The organism is Streptomyces colwelliae, assembly GCF_048158785.1.
In the GTDB taxonomy this organism is placed as follows: domain Bacteria; phylum Actinomycetota; class Actinomycetes; order Streptomycetales; family Streptomycetaceae; genus Streptomyces.
This window is the reverse complement of sequence record NZ_JBLTJC010000265.1, coordinates 1-14,576: the sequence shown is the minus strand read 5'-3', so window position 1 is coordinate 14,576 and position 14,576 is coordinate 1. Positions and strand designations below refer to the sequence as shown.

Below are 14,576 nucleotides of genomic sequence, written 5' to 3'. Positions count from 1 at the left end.
GGACCCCGCCGACGGTCTTGCCCTGGAACTTGGAGAAGGTGGGCGCGAAGTACGCCTCCCTGAAGTGCACACCGGGCAGCCCGAGTTGATTCACCGCGGCCGCCCAGCGCCCGTCGATCCCTTCCGCCAGATGAACTGGGACACGTTTCCCCCTTCAGGCGCTCTGTACGAGGGAGTGGATGAACTCACGTGACTCCTTCTTGGGAAGCGCGGCCTTGGTGATGCGCTCCATGAGCACACGGTAGTTCGACAACTGAGTGGGCGCATCGAGGAATTCCGTGGCAGTCCGCCGCCGTGTCGTTGTCGAAGGGGCCGACGTCCCAGGTGCCCATGTGTCTCTCCTGACCGTGATGGCGTCTATGGCCGCTGTGGCGTCCGGGCGTCGTGGCAGGCGCCACTGACATCGACTGCCGAGCCCTGATCGCCCTGTCGGAACACCCCGGCCGCCCCGTCGGAACATCCCGGCCGCCCCGTCAGAACACCTCGTTCCCCGGGAAGCCCTCGCCCCATTTCCGTGTTGACCTGCACGGAGCCCGGTGCGCTACCGCTGATCGCTCACGGCGAACAACAGGTGGGGAACAATCGAAGCCGCCCAAGCATTGAGTCGGCATAGCTCAACTTGACTGCCTAAGGGGAGATCATGGCTTCGACGTCCACACCGCTCACCCTGCCCGTGCTGCCGCTCGACGACGAGGTCGTGCTGCCCGGAATGGTGGTTCCGCTGGACCTGAACGACACCGATGTACGCGCCGCCGTGGAGGCCGCCCAGGCAGCCGCGCGGTCCGAGCCCGGAAAGCCCAAGGTCCTGCTGGTGCCACGCATCGACGGGACCTACGCCAGCACCGGCGTGCTCGGCACCATCGAGCAGGTCGGCCGGCTGGCCGACGGTGACCCGGGTGCGCTGATCCGCGGCCGTAGCCGCGTGAAGATCGGGGCCGGGACCACCGGTCCTGGTGCCGCGCTCTGGGTCGAGGGCACCGCGCTCGACGAGAGCCTGCCCGAACCCTTGCCCGGCTCCGTTTCCGAGCTGGTGAAGGAATACAAGGCGCTGGCCACCGCGTGGCTGCGCAAGCGGGGGGCCTGGCAGGTCGTCGACCGCGTGCAGGCCATCGATGACGTGTCCACGCTTGCCGATAACTCCGGCTACTCGCCTTTCCTCACCACTGAACAGAAGATCGAGCTGCTGGAGACCGCCGAACCGGTGGCCCGGCTGAAGCTCGCCACCCAGCACCTGCGCGACCACCTCGCCGAGCAGGACGTTGCCGAGACCATCGCCAAGGACGTGCAGGAAGGCGTCGACAAGCAGCAGCGCGAGTTCCTGCTGCGGCGCCAGCTCGAAGCCGTCCGCAAGGAACTGCGCGAGCTGAATGGGGACACGAGCGAGGGTGAGGAGTCCGATGACTACCGCGCCCGGGTCGAGGCCGCCGATCTTCCCGAGAAGGTCCGTGAGGCCGCGCTCAAGGAGGTCGAGAAGCTTGAGCGGTCCTCCGACCAGTCGCCCGAGGGGTCGTGGATCCGTACCTGGCTGGACACCGTTCTTGAACTGCCGTGGAACGAAAGGACCCAGGACGAGTACGACATCCAGGGTGCCAAGGCGATCCTCGACGCCGAGCACGCCGGTCTGAACGACGTGAAGGAGCGCATCACCGAGTACCTGGCCGTGCGCAAGCGGCGCGCGGAGCGGGGCCTGGGTGTTGTCGGTGGCCGGCGCGGTGGTGCCGTGCTCGCCCTCGTCGGTCCGCCCGGTGTCGGCAAGACCTCGCTCGGTGAGTCCGTCGCGCACGCGATGGGGCGGAAGTTCGTGCGGGTCGCGCTGGGCGGGGTTCGGGACGAGGCCGAGATTCGCGGTCACCGGCGTACGTACGTGGGTGCCCTCCCCGGCCGGATCGTCCGCGCCATCAAGGAGGCCGGGTCCATGAACCCGGTGGTCCTGCTGGACGAGATCGACAAGGTGGGGTCCGACTACCGGGGGGACCCGGCGGCCGCTCTGCTCGAAGTGCTCGACCCCGCGCAGAACCACACCTTCCGCGACCACTACCTGGAGGTCGAACTCGACCTGAGCGATGTGGTGTTCCTGGCGACGGCCAACGTACTCGAAGCCATCCCGGAGGCGCTGCTCGACCGTATGGAACTGGTACGGCTCGACGGTTACACCGAGGACGAGAAGGTCGTCATCGCCCGTGACCACCTGCTTCCGCGCCAGCTGGAGCGGGCGGGGCTGAAGGACGACGAGGTCGTCATCGACGAGAGCGCGCTGCGCAAGCTCGCCGGTGAGTACACCCGTGAGGCGGGCGTCCGCACCCTGGAGCGGTCCGTCGCCCGGCTGCTGCGCAAGATCGCGGCCCAGCACGAACTGGGCCAGCGGGAGCTGCCGTTCACGGTGACCGACGCCGACCTGCGCGCTCTGATCGGACGGCCGCACCACGTCCCCGAGTCCGCCCAGGACCCGGCCGAGCGCCGCACGGCCGTACCCGGTGTCGCCACCGGCCTCGCGGTCACCGGCGCGGGTGGTGACGTCCTCTACGTCGAGGCGTCGCTGGCCGACCCGGAGACGGGCGCGGCGGGTCTGACCCTGACCGGTCAGCTGGGTGACGTGATGAAGGAGAGCGCGCAGATCGCCCTGTCCTTCCTCCGCTCGCACGGCGCCGAACTGGAGCTGCCCGTCGGCGACTTGAAGGACCGGGGCGTGCACATCCACTTCCCGGCGGGTTCGGTGCCGAAGGACGGCCCGAGCGCGGGCGTCACGATGACGACGGCCCTGGCGTCGCTGCTCAGCGGCCGCCTGGTCCGCACGGACGTGGCGATGACCGGTGAGGTCTCCCTGACCGGTCGGGTCCTCCCGATCGGCGGCGTGAAGCAGAAGCTGCTCGCCGCGCACCAGGCCGGGGTCACCACCGTGATCATCCCGAAGCGCAACGAGCCCGACCTGGACGACGTCCCGGCCGAGGTCCTGGACAAGCTCGACGTCCACGCGGTGACGGACGTCCGCCAGGTCCTGGAGCTGGCGCTGTCGCCGGCGACGAACGGCGCGGCGTCGGAGGTTCCGGTGGCGGCGTGACGGACGCTGCCGGATGAATGGGCGAGGGCCCGGGTCCCTTCAAGGGGGGCCCGGGCTCTCGTCGTTCAGCCGGTCCTCACCCGTTGGCGAGCGCGACCACCCGGTCCAGCGCCCCGTTGAACTTGTCGTGGTCCCCGACCGTCGGCCCCGACGATGTGTACTGCCACATCGTGTAGAACGACCACCCGCCCGGCAGCGTCCCCGGGTCCGACGCGTACCGCGCGATCCACAGCGGGTCGGCGGACGCGAAGGCGCTGGAGTTGCCCGTGCAGTCGGACCACCAGCTCGTCGCCGTGTAGATCACGGCGTCACGGCCGGTGCGGGACCTGTACGTCGACAGGAAGTCGGCGATCCAACTGACCATCGCCGCGGCCGATTTGCCGTAGCAGGACGCGCCGTACGGGTTCCACTCGATGTCGAGGACGCCGGGGAGGGTGCGGCCGTCCTTGGACCAGCCGCCGCCGTGGTCGACGAAGTAGTTGGCCTGGGTGGCGCCGCTCGTCGTGTCCGGCGTCGCGAAGTGGTAGGCGCCGCGGATCATGCCGACGCCGTAGGAGCCGTTGTACTGCTGGGTGAAGTAGGGGTTCGTGTAGTACGTCCCCTCGGTCGCCTTCGTGTAGGCCCACTTGACCCCGCTGCTCCACAGGGTCGACCAGGCGACGTCGCCCTGGTAGCCGCTGACGTCGACGCCCTCCGTCTGGGCGGCGGCGGTGCCGGCGGGCGGGCCGTCCTGGCCGTCGTGCGCCAGGACGCCGATGCCCATGTAGGCGGAGCCGCGGGCGGGGACGGCGGCCGCCGGGTGGGAGAGCCCTGCCAGCAGGACGCCGGAGAGGGCGAGGACGAGGGAGAGGTACCGCAGGCGTGGCGTTCGGGGTCTGTGCACAGGCGTGGGCATGGGCATGGCGTGCCTCCGAGGGCGCGGTCGAGCGCGGTGGGGGAGTGGAGGGAGAGGGAGTTGATGTTGGCGTGGCCATGCCAGTCATTGCCTGGTAAAGAAGCTACGCACCGAGAAGACCGCGTGGGAAGGGGGTCCGGACGACGCCGTTGGTCTAGCCCTGCGAAATACTGGCGGAGCTGCGGCGATGACGGTGTTTGGCGGAAACTTTCACGATCGGGAAAGCGGACCAATGGGTGCTGACGTGCACAAGGGTGAGGACAGGAACGGCGGTGGGCTTCCCGCGGACGGCGGCGGCCTTTCCGGAGACGGCGGCGCGCTGTCCGTGGGCCCCGACGGACTCGCCGTCGACCACGAATACCTGTCCCTGGAGCGCGAGTTGACGTTCCTCTTCCGCCGGGCCCGGGCCAACCAGGGCGAGATGGCCCGCGAGGTCCACCCCGACCTGGAGTCCGCCGCGTACGGCTTGCTGGTCCGGCTCGACGAGTACGGCCGGCAGCGGGCCACGGAGCTGGCCGCCTACATCGGCGTCGGCAAGGCCACGATGTCCCGCCAGCTGCGCGCCCTGGAGGACCTGGGGCTGATCGCCCGCGAGCCCGACCCGGCGGACGGCCGGGCCTGGCTGGTCGACCTCACCGACGAGGGCCGCCGCCGGGTCGCCCACGTCCGCGAGGCCCGGCGGGCGCGCTACGTCAGCCAGCTCTCCCACTGGGACCGCCGCGAGGTCGCCGAACTGGCCCGCCTGATCCACCAGTTGAACGGCGTCATGGAGAAGTGACACCGAACGGAGAGGTGACACCGCCGTGGCGGCCGGTCGCAGCCTGACGTCCGCGGGAGAGGTGACACCGACGTAGCAGCCGGTTCACAGCTCGACGTACACGACCGTCGCGTCGTCGTGCGTCTTGCTCCGCCGCAGATGCGTCCGCTCCTCCGCGTCGGCCCGTTCCAGCGCCCGTACCCGGGTCACCAGCTCCGGCGCCCCCTCCTTCCGTACGAGAGCGAAGCAGTCCGCCCAGTCGCCCTGGCCGAACTTCTCCACCCACCGCGTCGCCCCGTCCGTCAGGGCGGTGAGGGCGCGGACGTCGGCGCGGGGGAGCGAACCCGTCACCGCCCGTGCCGCCACCGACGGATCGGCGGCGGCCGTGAAGAAGCCGCCCTCCTTGTTACGGAGCGTGGTGTCGATCATGGCGTCCGTCGCGAGAGCGGAGCGGGGGAGGCGGGACAGGCGGTCGTCCAGTACGACGGTCACCTCGCCGGCCGGGGATTCGGCCAGCAGGGCGGAGTCCGAGAGGACCAGGTATTCGACCTCCTGGGGGGACCAGCGGGCCAGTACGACCGTTGCCTGTGGGGTGCGTGGGTGAGAAAGGTCACAGGTGGCGGCGTGGGCCTCAGCTGTTCGGAGGATCGCCCGGGAGAGAATCTCCGCCAGGGTCAGATCCCGGTAGGAAACGGTCAGTTCGGTCAGCGCGCCGCCCAGGCGCGCGGTGTACCAGGGGACCGAATGAAGACAGCCCGTCTCCCCTCTCGGCGGTGTCACTCCGTCCAGGACGATCAGCGAACCGCCCTGTCCCGAGGCCGGAAGGCCGACACTCGCGAAGTCCTCGTTGGGGCGGTCCGGGTCGCCGGGTTCCGACACAAGTTCCGTACGCATTCGGCCAGTCTGCACGACCTCTTCACAGGCTCCGCAAAACGTTGGCACTCATGGTCGAATGGGCGCAGTCGTGCAGGTCAGGCGCCTGGTTTGGGCTGGAATGGATCACTCCGGGAACGCGTGGCGGCGAATCCTGCCAAAGCGCGCCGCTCACGTCCAACCGGCGCGGCGCGCGCGGGCCTTGGACCGGCCGCCGGAACTTGCCCGCCAACTCCCCTCCGGGGTTCACTCCTTCGGGTGGCGGGCCGGACGATGCGCGGCCACTGCCTACCGGCACTGGGAGGGTCGCCGTACCGGGATGACGGAGCGTCACCCGGGCCCATGGGTATCACGAGTCAGGAATGCGAGCACCGGTGCAGAAAAAGCGGCCGCGGCGCACAGGCAAGCAGACGGCCCCTCAGGGGGGCGCCACCGGTGCAGCCACGCCCGACCCCGCGGGCAGGGGGCGCCGCACCCACGTACGCAACCGGCTCATCATCGCCGTAGCCGTCGTGGCCGCCGCCATCGCCGCGGCCGGTGTTCCCTCCCTCGTCACCGCCTCGGGCCAACTGAGCGACTCCCAGGACCTGGTGACCCTCGCCGGGCAGACCCAGGACGCGCTGTCGCTGGCCCACTCGCTCGCCGACGAGCGGGACGAGGTCACCTCGTACATCGCCGCCGGCCGCCCCAAGTCGCAGGCCCCGGACGAGGACCGCAGCGCCCGCGTCGACCGCCAGGTCGAGGAACTCCGCGCCGACACCGACATCTCCGCCGCGCTCCGCTCGGACCTCGACGACGTCGCCGCCGTACGACGGGCCGCGCTCACCGGGAAGAGCAGCGCGCTGGAGGCGCACGTCGCGTACTCCGGTGCCATCACCGAACTGCACCGGCTGGCCGAGCAGTTGGCGGAGCAGATGCCGCCGCGGGCCGGTTCCGGCGCCTACGCGCTCGCCGAACTCGACGCCGCCGTCCAGCAGGCCGCCGCCGCCCGGGGGCTGCTGCTGGCCGCCCTGAACGTGCCGACGACCACCGAGACGGTCATCAGCCCCATCACCGGTCTCGCCGTCACCGAGACCACCTCGACGAAGGCCCAGGCCAAGGAGCGCGACGCCCTCAGCGCCGCCGCCCAGCAGGCCCGGCTGCGCTCCGACGCCGCCCTCGCCGACTTCCGCGACGGCGCGACGAAGGACGCCGTCGCGGGCTACGACTCCGTGGTCACCGGGTCCGAGGTCAACTCCGCCGAGAAGTACCTCACCTCCCTCACCGCCCAGCCCACGCTGTCCGACGACCAGTTGGACACCAGCACGAAGAAGCTCGACGCGGCGCTCTCCGCCCGCGTCGACCTGATGCGCGGCGAGGAGTCCGCGCTCTACGTGGACCGTGTCAAGGACCTCGCCCAGCTCCGCGACGACGACGTCACCGCGCTGGAGATCCGCATCGCGATCCTCGGCGCGCTGATGCTGCTGGCTGTGGGCATCGCCACCGCGATGGCCCGCACCCTCACCCGCCCGCTCTCGGTCCTGCGCCGCGGCTCGACGCGCCTGGCCGAGGCGGAGGACCCGGCGGCCGAGGAGCCCATCAAGTTCACCGGCCGCAACGACGAGTTCGCCCAGGTCGTCCGCTCGGTCAACTCCCTGCACGCGCATGCCGCCGCCCTCCACGAGCGCATCGCCACCCTGGAGGCCGACCGCAAACACCTGGTCGGCCAGCGCCAGAAGATGGCCGACGCCCGCGAGGAACTCCGCGCCGAAGTCACCGACTCGGCAGGCCAGTTGGAGCGGCTGCGCACCAGCATCGGCGGCACCTTCGTCAACCTCGCGCTGCGCACGCTGGGCCTCGTCGAGCGCCAACTCGCCGTCATCGAGGGCCTGGAGGAGCGCGAGCAGGACCCCGACCGCCTCGCCACCCTCTTCAAGCTCGACCACTTCGCCACGGTCATGCGCCGTCACAGCGAGAACCTCCTCGTCCTGGCCGGCACCGAACACGTCCAACAGCACGCCGGGCCCGTCCCGTTGGTCGACGTGGTCCGCGCGGCGGTCAGCGAGATCGAACGCTACGAACGCGTCCGCATCTCGGCACTCCCCCCGCACGCGCACGTGGCGGGCTTCGCGGCCGACGACATCAGCCACCTGCTGGCCGAACTGATGGAGAACGCGAGCTCGTTCTCCCCGCCGGACGCCCCCGTGGAGATCTCCGGCTGGCTCCTGGAGAACGGCGAGGTCATGCTCTCCGTCCAGGACGAGGGCATCGGCATGACCATCAGCCGCATGGCCGGCCTCAACGCCCGCCTCACCGAGTTCGACCCGGAGTCCCCCTACGACCAGGAGGGCGAGGAGGGTCTGGGCCTGGGCCTGTACGTCGTGGCCCGCCTGGCCCACCGCCACGGCGTCCGCGTCCAGCTCCGCGACCAGAAACAGGGCGGCATCGCGGCGGTGGTGGTCCTCCCCAGCCCCCTGCTCGCCGCGGCCCCCGCGTCAGCGGTCCCGTCCGCCGCCCCGCTGACCGGCGACACCCACTCCTACTCCCTCCCCGGCGCCTCCGCGGAGTCCAACTCCAACGTCCTGCACGGCCGTTCGGAACACAAGGACCCGCTGGTGGCCTTGGCGGAGCAGGCGGTACGGGAGACCCCGGCGGAAACGTCGGCGGAGCCTCCGGCGGGAAATCCGGTGGAGATCCCGCCGGAGTCTCCCGCGGAGATGACGATGGAACTCCTGCTGCCACTGACGCCGGAGGACCGAGCGTCCACGGAAGCCCCGCGAGCAGCAGACGCACGGGCAGCCGCGCACGAACGGCCGGTCGCCGATGGCGAGTTCGCCCCACAGGGGCCACCCGCACCCGACGACGATGGCCGCACGGGCGGTGCGGGTGGGAGCAAGATCCCGGCTGATGGCGAAGCCGAAGCCGTGGAACACGAGCGAGCCCAGGACGAGGACCCCGTCACGGACAAGGGCCTCCCCAAGCGCACCCCCAAGATCACCCAGCCCGCCCAGGCCCCGCGCCAGCGAACCGGCACGGTAGACGCCGAAGCCCTGCGCCGCAGACTCGGCGGCTTCCGCGCGGGAGCCTCCGCCGGCTACCGCGACGTAGAAGCGGAAATCGCCGAAAAGACCGGCCAGAACCCGGTCCCGGCCCCGCGAAGCGCAACCGCACCATCCGAAGAACCCACGGGGGGCACCGTCGAGGAGGCAAGCAGTTGACCGCGCCCAGTACCTTCGGACTGAGCAGTGAAGCCCGCAACCTGCACTGGCTGCTGAGCAACCTCGTCGAGGAGGTGCCCGGCATCCAGTCGGTCGCGGTCGTCTCCTCCGACGGCCTGCTGCTCCTCTCCTCCGATCCGGGGAGGAACGCCGAGGCCAAGGAAGCCCTCGAAACCAAGCGCACCGGACCGCGAGGTTCCGCCGCGGACCTCGCCACCATCGTCTCCGGCATCGGCAGCCTCACCATCGGCGCCGCGAAGCTGATGGACTCCGGCCCGGTGAAGCACACCATGGTCGCGATGGAGGAGGGCAGCCTCTTCGTGATGTCGATCAGCGACGGTTCGCTGCTCGGCGTGCACGGCTCCGCGGACTGCGACATGAGCGTCGTGTCGTACCACATGGCGCTCTTCGTCGGCCGGGCCGGCCATGTGCTGACGCCCGAACTCCGCAGCGAGCTAAGGAAATCGCTCGAGGACGCGACCGCGGGGAGTGCGCGATGAGCCGTACGCCCAACAAGCTCCCGGTGCGCGGCGGCGACCGCAAACCCGCCCGGGTGCGCCCCTACTCGCTGACCGGCGGCCGTACCCGATTCGGCCATGTCCTCCTGGTGGAGACCTTCGTGGCGGCGCTCGAAGCCCCGGAGGAGCGCAAGGAGTTGACGAACGGTTCGCTCAACACCCGGGTCATGCCGGAGATGCGGGCCATCGTCGAACTCTGCCGCCGTATGCGCACGGTGGCCGAGATCGCCGCGCTGCTGAAGATGCCGCTCGGTGTGGTCCGCGTGCTCCTGAGCGATCTCGCCGACCAGGGAAAGATCCGTGTGTACGGAACCGGAACCGCTCACGGTACGGGCCGTCCTGACCGCGCTCTGCTGGAAAAGGTGCTGAGTGGACTCCGTCGTCTCTGACGCCGCCGCCTACGGCGTCTCCCCGCTCCTCAACGACGAGAAGCAACTCCTCAATGACGAGGAGGAATTGCGGCCCTGGCAGACGGACCGCACCCGTGCGCCCGTCGCCGCGAAGATCGTGGTGGCCGGCGGCTTCGGCGCCGGCAAGACCACCATGGTCGGCGCCGTCTCCGAGATCCAGCCCCTCCAGACGGAGGCGCTGATGACCGAGGCCAGCGAGGACACCGACGACCTCACGGCCACGCCCGGCAAGATGACGACCACGGTCGCCATGGACTACGGCCGTCTCACGCTCGACGACGACCTGGTGCTCTACCTGTTCGGTACGCCGGGACAGCAGCGGTTCTGGTTCATGTGGGACGACCTGGTGCGCGGCGCGATCGGCGCCGTCGTCCTGGCCGACACCCGCCGCCTCAAGGACTGCTTCCCAGCACTCGACTACTTCGAGAGCTGCGGGCTGCCGTACATCGTCGCCGTCAACCACTTCATAGGCAGCGAGCGGTTCGACCCGGAGGATGTGCGGGAGGCGTTGACGATCCCCGCGCACGTACCTGTCATGATCATGGATGCGCGCCGCCGGATCTCGGCGATCGAGACCCTCCTGGCTCTCGTCGGCCACGCGCTGGACGTCACACCCGAGTAGGAGAACAGCCCCGTATGCGGAAGATACTCGTCGTCGGAGCCGGCCAGTCCGGGCTCCAACTCGCCCTCGGACTCCAGTCGCACGGGTACGAGGTCACCCTGATGTCCAACCGGACGGCGGACGAGATCCGCTCCGGACGGGTCATGTCGACGCAGTGCATGTTCACCACGGCACTCCAGTACGAGCGCGATCTCCAGCTGAACTTCTGGGAGTCCCAGGCCCCGAAGATCGAAGGACTGGGCGTCTCGGTCGCCGCCCCCGGCTCGCACGACCCGGGGCCGACACAGCGCGCGATCGACTGGGTGGGCAAGCTCGACGGGTACGCGCAGTCGGTCGACCAGCGGGTCAAGATGGCCGGCTGGATGGAGACGTTCGCCCAGCGCGGCGGCCAACTGGTCATCCACGGCGCGGCGGTCGGCGACCTCGACTACTTCTCCCGTACGTACGACCTCGTGCTCGTGTCGGCGGGCAAGGGCGAGCTGGTCTCGATGTTCGCCCGCGACCCGGAGCGCTCCCCGTACACCGAGCCGCAGCGCGCGCTGGCAGTCTCCTACGTCCACGGTCTGGGCCCGCGCCCGGAGCACCCGGAGTACGACGCGGTCCGCTGCAACCTGGTGCCGGGCGTGGGCGAGTTGTTCGTCATGCCGACCCTCACCACGTCCGGGCGCGCGGACATCCTGTTCTGGGAGGGCATACCCGGCGGGCCGTTGGACGTCTTCAACGGCGTCAAGGACCCGGCGGAACATCTCTCCCTGACCCTGGAACTCATGGAGAAGTTCACGCCGTGGGAGTACGAGCGGGCGCGGGACGTCGAACTCACGGACGCGGGTGGGACGTTGGCCGGGCGTTACGCGCCCACGGTCCGCAACCCGGTTGGTCAGCTTCCGGGTGGTGGCCTGGTCCTCGGTGTCGCGGATGTCGTCGTCGCGAACGATCCGATCACCGGGCAGGGGTCCAACTCGGCGTCCAAGTGCGCGGCTTCGTATCTCGCGTCGATCCTCGATCACGGGGAGAAGGAGTTCGACGGGGACTGGATGCGGGCCACGTTCGAGCGGTACTGGGACACGGCGCGGCATGTCACCAAGTGGACGAACGCGATGCTTGGGCCGCCGCCGGAGCATGTTCTCAACCTCATTGGGGCGGCTGGGCAGTTGCCGCCGGTGGCGGATCGGTTCGCCAACGCGTTTGATGATCCGGCGGATTTTGAGAACTTCTTCTATGAGCCCGAGAAGACTGGGGCGTACCTTGCCTCAGTTGCGGGGGCCTAATCGCCGTTGGGGTTGCGGGAAGTTGGCGGCTGTAGGTCCGTTGTGGCTGGTCGCGCAGTTCCCCGCGCCCCTTTAGGTAGGGAATCTGGACGTACGGCTCCTAGGATCGGGTAGGACGCCAGCGGGGATACCTGGACCTTTTCGCCTGTGCGCGGGGCCTGCACCACCTGGCCCGCGCCCAAGTACAACGCCACGTGGGTTGCCTCGGGGAAGTAGATGACCAGGTCTCCGGGGCGGAGTTCGTTCAGGGGGACTCTCGGCAGGTCGGCCCACTGTTCCTCGCTCGTCCTCGGGATCGGGGTGCCTGCGTGACCCCATGCCTCCGAGGTCAGGCCTGAGCAGTCGTACGTCTTCGGGCCCTCCGCGCCCCACTCGTACGGTTTGCCGATCTGCTGTACGGCGTAGCGGAGCGCGCGGTCTCCCTCCCGTGACGGTTCGCGGGAGTCGTCGCCCAGGGCGCCTGAAGTGACGAGCTTCTGCTGGGCCTTGTCGACGTCGGTCTTCTCGAAGGCGGCCAGGGCGGTGAGTTGGTCGGGGGAGAGGGACGTGAGGAGTTTCTCGACGTCGGCGAGGCGTTTGCGGACGTCGTCCTGGTCCTTCTTCTGGCGGGCGGCCAGGGTGAGTTGGGTGTCCAGGGCCTTGCGGGCCTCGCGGGCCAGGCCGTCGCTCTTCTTCTCGCTGCCGACCAGCCGGCCCACCGTCTCGGCGCGCTCCCGCGCCAACTGGCCGATGACATGGCCCTCGTCGAGCGCGTGCTGCGGATCGCGGGCGAGCAGGAGGCGGACGTACGGGGAGATGGCGGTGCTGTTCTGGTACTGCTGCCGGGCCAGCCGTCCGGCGGCGCCGCGGCTGTCGTGGAGGGAGAGGCGGGCGCGGGACAGTTCGGAGTCGAGGCGGGCGACCTCGGCTCGCTGCTTCTTCAGCTTCTCCTCGGTGGCGTTGTACGTCTCCGTGGCCTGTTCGGCATCGCGGTACAGGGTCTGAAGGTCCGTCAGCAGTTCGGCGACGGGGCGTTGTCCGGGCGCCTGCGGTTCGGGTACGGCCGCGGCGGGCAGCGGTGCGAGGACGGTGCCGGCCGCCACCGCTGCCGTACAGACCAGACGCAGAAGCCTTCCTGACACGTCATCACCTCCGGTGCGCGGCGGGCCTTCCGCCCCGCACCGTGAGCATCAGCCGGGGGCGGCGGGTCCGCGCGCCGGGTGTGCGCGGTTCGGCCCAACCCCGTCACCCGTGGGTGTCGTCCGGCTTGCCGCCCGGCGTGGCGTCTGGTGCGGAGTCCGGTTTGGACCAGGGCCAGCGCAGAGTGCCGCCGCGCTTGCCCTCCGGATCGAACTCGTACTTCCAGCCCTTGGGGAGGCCGAGCCGTTTGCTGTGTCCCCGAGGGACGCGGCGGTACACGAGGACCGTGGGCGGGCCGCCGGCGTCGTCTGGGACCGGGATGCGGTACGTCTTCGGCGGGGTTCCGGTCGGGCCGAGGAGGATGGGCAGCGAGCGCCCGTCCATGGGGCCGCCCTCGAACGGGGTCTCTTCGCTCTTCACGGGACCAGTCTCAGCCATCCGCCGCGAGGCCCTGGACCAGCGCGGCCGTCTGCGGGTCCCGCCGGGCGGTCACCGACAGCACCGCCCCGAACTGCTCGACCAGCCAGTCCCGCAACTCGTCGAGCGGCGGCTGCTTGTCCTCGTCGAGCCAGATGAGAGACGCCGCCTCTACGGCCGTGATCCACATCCGTACGGTCATCCGCAGGCGGGGGCCGGGTTCGGCCACGCCGAGATGGCTGAGGATGTGCACGGCGGCTGCCCTGCGGACGCCGTCCACGATGGCCGTCGTACGGGAGGTCTCCACGACGCTGCCGCCCTGGAGCAGTGCGCTGAAACCGGCGTCGTGCTGGTCGACGAAGCCGAGGTAGCGGTCCAGGGCGCGGGCGAGCCGGGCGAGGAGCGGGCCCTCGCGGGGTTCGTCGAAACACTGCTGGAGTTCATCGGCGGCGGACGCGGCGCGGTCGCTGCCGTCTCCGGCGGACTTGATGGTGATGCGCAGCCGGTCCGGGGTGGGGGCGGCGGAGAGGGTGTACGGGTTGCCGCGGGACCAGCCGGGGCCGTCGAGGAAGCGCCAGACGAAGAACTGGCCGGACGCGGTCCGCATCCTGTCCAGACGGTGGCCCTTGAACGTGATCGACACCGTGCCTGGAGTTTCCGTGACCACGGACTCGACCCGCAGGCGGTGGTACAGGGAGCGCCAGGCGGGCAGGGCGACGCGGTAGAGGAGGGTGGCGGCGAACGCGAAGCCGTACAGGCACCACCAGTACACGCGGGTCCAGGTCTCGTGGAAGTCGGCGCCGTCGGTGAAGGTGTGCGGGAAGGTGGCCGCGATGCCGGCGTAGGAGTAGAGGTGCAGCAGGTGCCAGGACTCGTAGCGCAGTCGGCGGCGGGCGGCGCGGATCGAGGTGACCACGACCATGATCAGCGCGAGGGTGCCGACAGTGGCGAACAGCATCCATGAGTCGGTGACGAACAGGCGCAGGAGTGCGTCCGGTATCGCCGTGGGTTCGCGGGTGGACCGTTCCACTGCGAACAGGGTGACGTGGGCGATCATCAGCCAGAACGAAGCGAAGCCGATCAGACGGTGCCGGCGGGTGAGCAGGTCGTGGCCCCAGGACCGTTCCACCCAGGGGATCCGGGCGAGGAGGACGACCTGGAGGATCATCAGGTCGGAGGCCAGCAGGCCGGCGAGCAGGCCGAGGGAGCCCGTCGCCCGGTCGGAGGCGGTCAGGCTGAGTGGACCGCCCTGGTTCATGACCCACAGGGCTACGACCGCGACCACGGACAGGATCGCCAGCGCGCCGAGCGGGTCGGCGAGCGTGAATCGCCGCCTGCGCGGCACACAGCGAGGAGTCCACGATGACGACACCCAACTCCCGTGACACGGCGACCGGTTCGGCCGACGCACCCGTGGTGCGGTTCGGCGCCGGTACATGGAG

The 14,576-nt window shown here is 70.1% G+C and carries 11 protein-coding genes and 3 pseudogenes; 7 read left to right on the top strand and 7 right to left on the bottom strand.

Annotated elements, in window-relative coordinates; all coding sequences use genetic code 11:
- A pseudogene (locus tag ACNFOC_RS37950) lies at positions 1 to 130 on the bottom strand (DUF1343 domain-containing protein); the annotation flags it as partial.
- 510 nt (positions 131 to 640) lie between these two features.
- Between ACNFOC_RS37950 and lon the strand changes: the two are divergent.
- On the top strand, positions 641 to 3,058 hold the full coding sequence (lon, locus tag ACNFOC_RS37945; RefSeq protein WP_416963569.1) for an endopeptidase La: 2,418 nt from the start codon (positions 641 to 643) through the stop codon (positions 3,056 to 3,058).
- Positions 3,059 to 3,134: 76 nt separating this feature from the next.
- On the opposite strand, the gene ACNFOC_RS37940 is transcribed toward lon, so the two are convergent.
- Complete coding sequence (locus tag ACNFOC_RS37940) at positions 3,135 to 3,959, bottom strand: lysozyme (protein ID WP_416963568.1); 825 nt, start codon at positions 3,957 to 3,959, stop codon at positions 3,135 to 3,137.
- Positions 3,960 to 4,185: 226 nt separating this feature from the next.
- Between ACNFOC_RS37940 and ACNFOC_RS37935 the strand changes: the two genes are divergently transcribed.
- The gene (locus tag ACNFOC_RS37935; RefSeq protein WP_416963567.1) at positions 4,186 to 4,731 is read left to right on the top strand and encodes a MarR family winged helix-turn-helix transcriptional regulator; all 546 of its coding nucleotides are present in this window, start codon (positions 4,186 to 4,188) and stop codon (positions 4,729 to 4,731) included.
- Positions 4,732 to 4,815: 84 nt separating this feature from the next.
- On the opposite strand, the gene ACNFOC_RS37930 is transcribed toward ACNFOC_RS37935, so the two are convergent.
- Positions 4,816 to 5,604, bottom strand: coding sequence for a protein phosphatase 2C domain-containing protein (locus tag ACNFOC_RS37930; protein ID WP_416963566.1), 789 nt, complete (start codon positions 5,602 to 5,604; stop codon positions 4,816 to 4,818).
- 353 nt (positions 5,605 to 5,957) lie between these two features.
- Here ACNFOC_RS37930 and ACNFOC_RS37925 point away from each other — a divergent pair, with 353 nt between their 5' ends.
- The 5 genes from ACNFOC_RS37925 to ACNFOC_RS37905 are packed head-to-tail and all read left to right on the top strand — an operon-like array spanning position 5,958 to position 11,598.
- Positions 5,958 to 8,780, top strand: a complete 2,823-nt coding sequence (locus ACNFOC_RS37925) for a sensor histidine kinase (protein WP_416963565.1) — start codon at positions 5,958 to 5,960, stop codon at positions 8,778 to 8,780.
- Entirely contained in the window at positions 8,777 to 9,280 is a 504-nt protein-coding gene (locus ACNFOC_RS37920) for a roadblock/LC7 domain-containing protein (RefSeq protein ID WP_416963564.1), read from the top strand. Before ACNFOC_RS37925 ends, ACNFOC_RS37920 begins: the two co-directional genes overlap by 4 nt.
- Positions 9,277 to 9,687 carry a DUF742 domain-containing protein gene (locus ACNFOC_RS37915; RefSeq protein WP_033282123.1) on the top strand — a complete coding sequence of 137 codons (411 nt, stop codon included), beginning with the start codon at positions 9,277 to 9,279 and terminating at the stop codon, positions 9,685 to 9,687. The genes ACNFOC_RS37920 and ACNFOC_RS37915 overlap by 4 nt, the downstream gene beginning before the upstream one ends.
- Complete coding sequence (locus ACNFOC_RS37910) at positions 9,668 to 10,330, top strand: GTP-binding protein (protein WP_406122145.1); 663 nt, start codon at positions 9,668 to 9,670, stop codon at positions 10,328 to 10,330. The genes ACNFOC_RS37915 and ACNFOC_RS37910 overlap by 20 nt, the downstream gene beginning before the upstream one ends.
- Positions 10,331 to 10,344: 14 nt before the next feature.
- On the top strand, positions 10,345 to 11,598 hold the full coding sequence (locus ACNFOC_RS37905; protein WP_416963563.1) for a styrene monooxygenase/indole monooxygenase family protein: 1,254 nt from the start codon (positions 10,345 to 10,347) through the stop codon (positions 11,596 to 11,598).
- Here ACNFOC_RS37905 and ACNFOC_RS37900 read toward each other — a convergent pair.
- The 4 genes and pseudogenes from ACNFOC_RS37900 to ACNFOC_RS37885 form a co-directional block, all read right to left on the bottom strand.
- On the bottom strand, positions 11,595 to 12,719 hold the full coding sequence (locus tag ACNFOC_RS37900) for a C40 family peptidase (protein WP_416963562.1): 1,125 nt from the start codon (positions 12,717 to 12,719) through the stop codon (positions 11,595 to 11,597). The genes ACNFOC_RS37905 and ACNFOC_RS37900 overlap by 4 nt on opposite strands.
- Positions 12,720 to 12,822: 103 nt before the next feature.
- Positions 12,823 to 13,137, bottom strand: coding sequence for a DUF8847 domain-containing protein (locus ACNFOC_RS37895; protein WP_416963561.1), 315 nt, complete (start codon positions 13,135 to 13,137; stop codon positions 12,823 to 12,825).
- Positions 13,138 to 13,147: 10 nt separating this feature from the next.
- Positions 13,148 to 13,588: pseudogene (locus ACNFOC_RS37890) on the bottom strand (TetR family transcriptional regulator); the annotation flags it as partial.
- Positions 13,589 to 14,020: 432 nt separating this feature from the next.
- Positions 14,021 to 14,302 (bottom strand): annotated as a pseudogene (locus ACNFOC_RS37885) (ferric reductase-like transmembrane domain-containing protein); the annotation flags it as partial.
- Between the last annotated feature and the right edge of the window lie 274 nt (positions 14,303 to 14,576).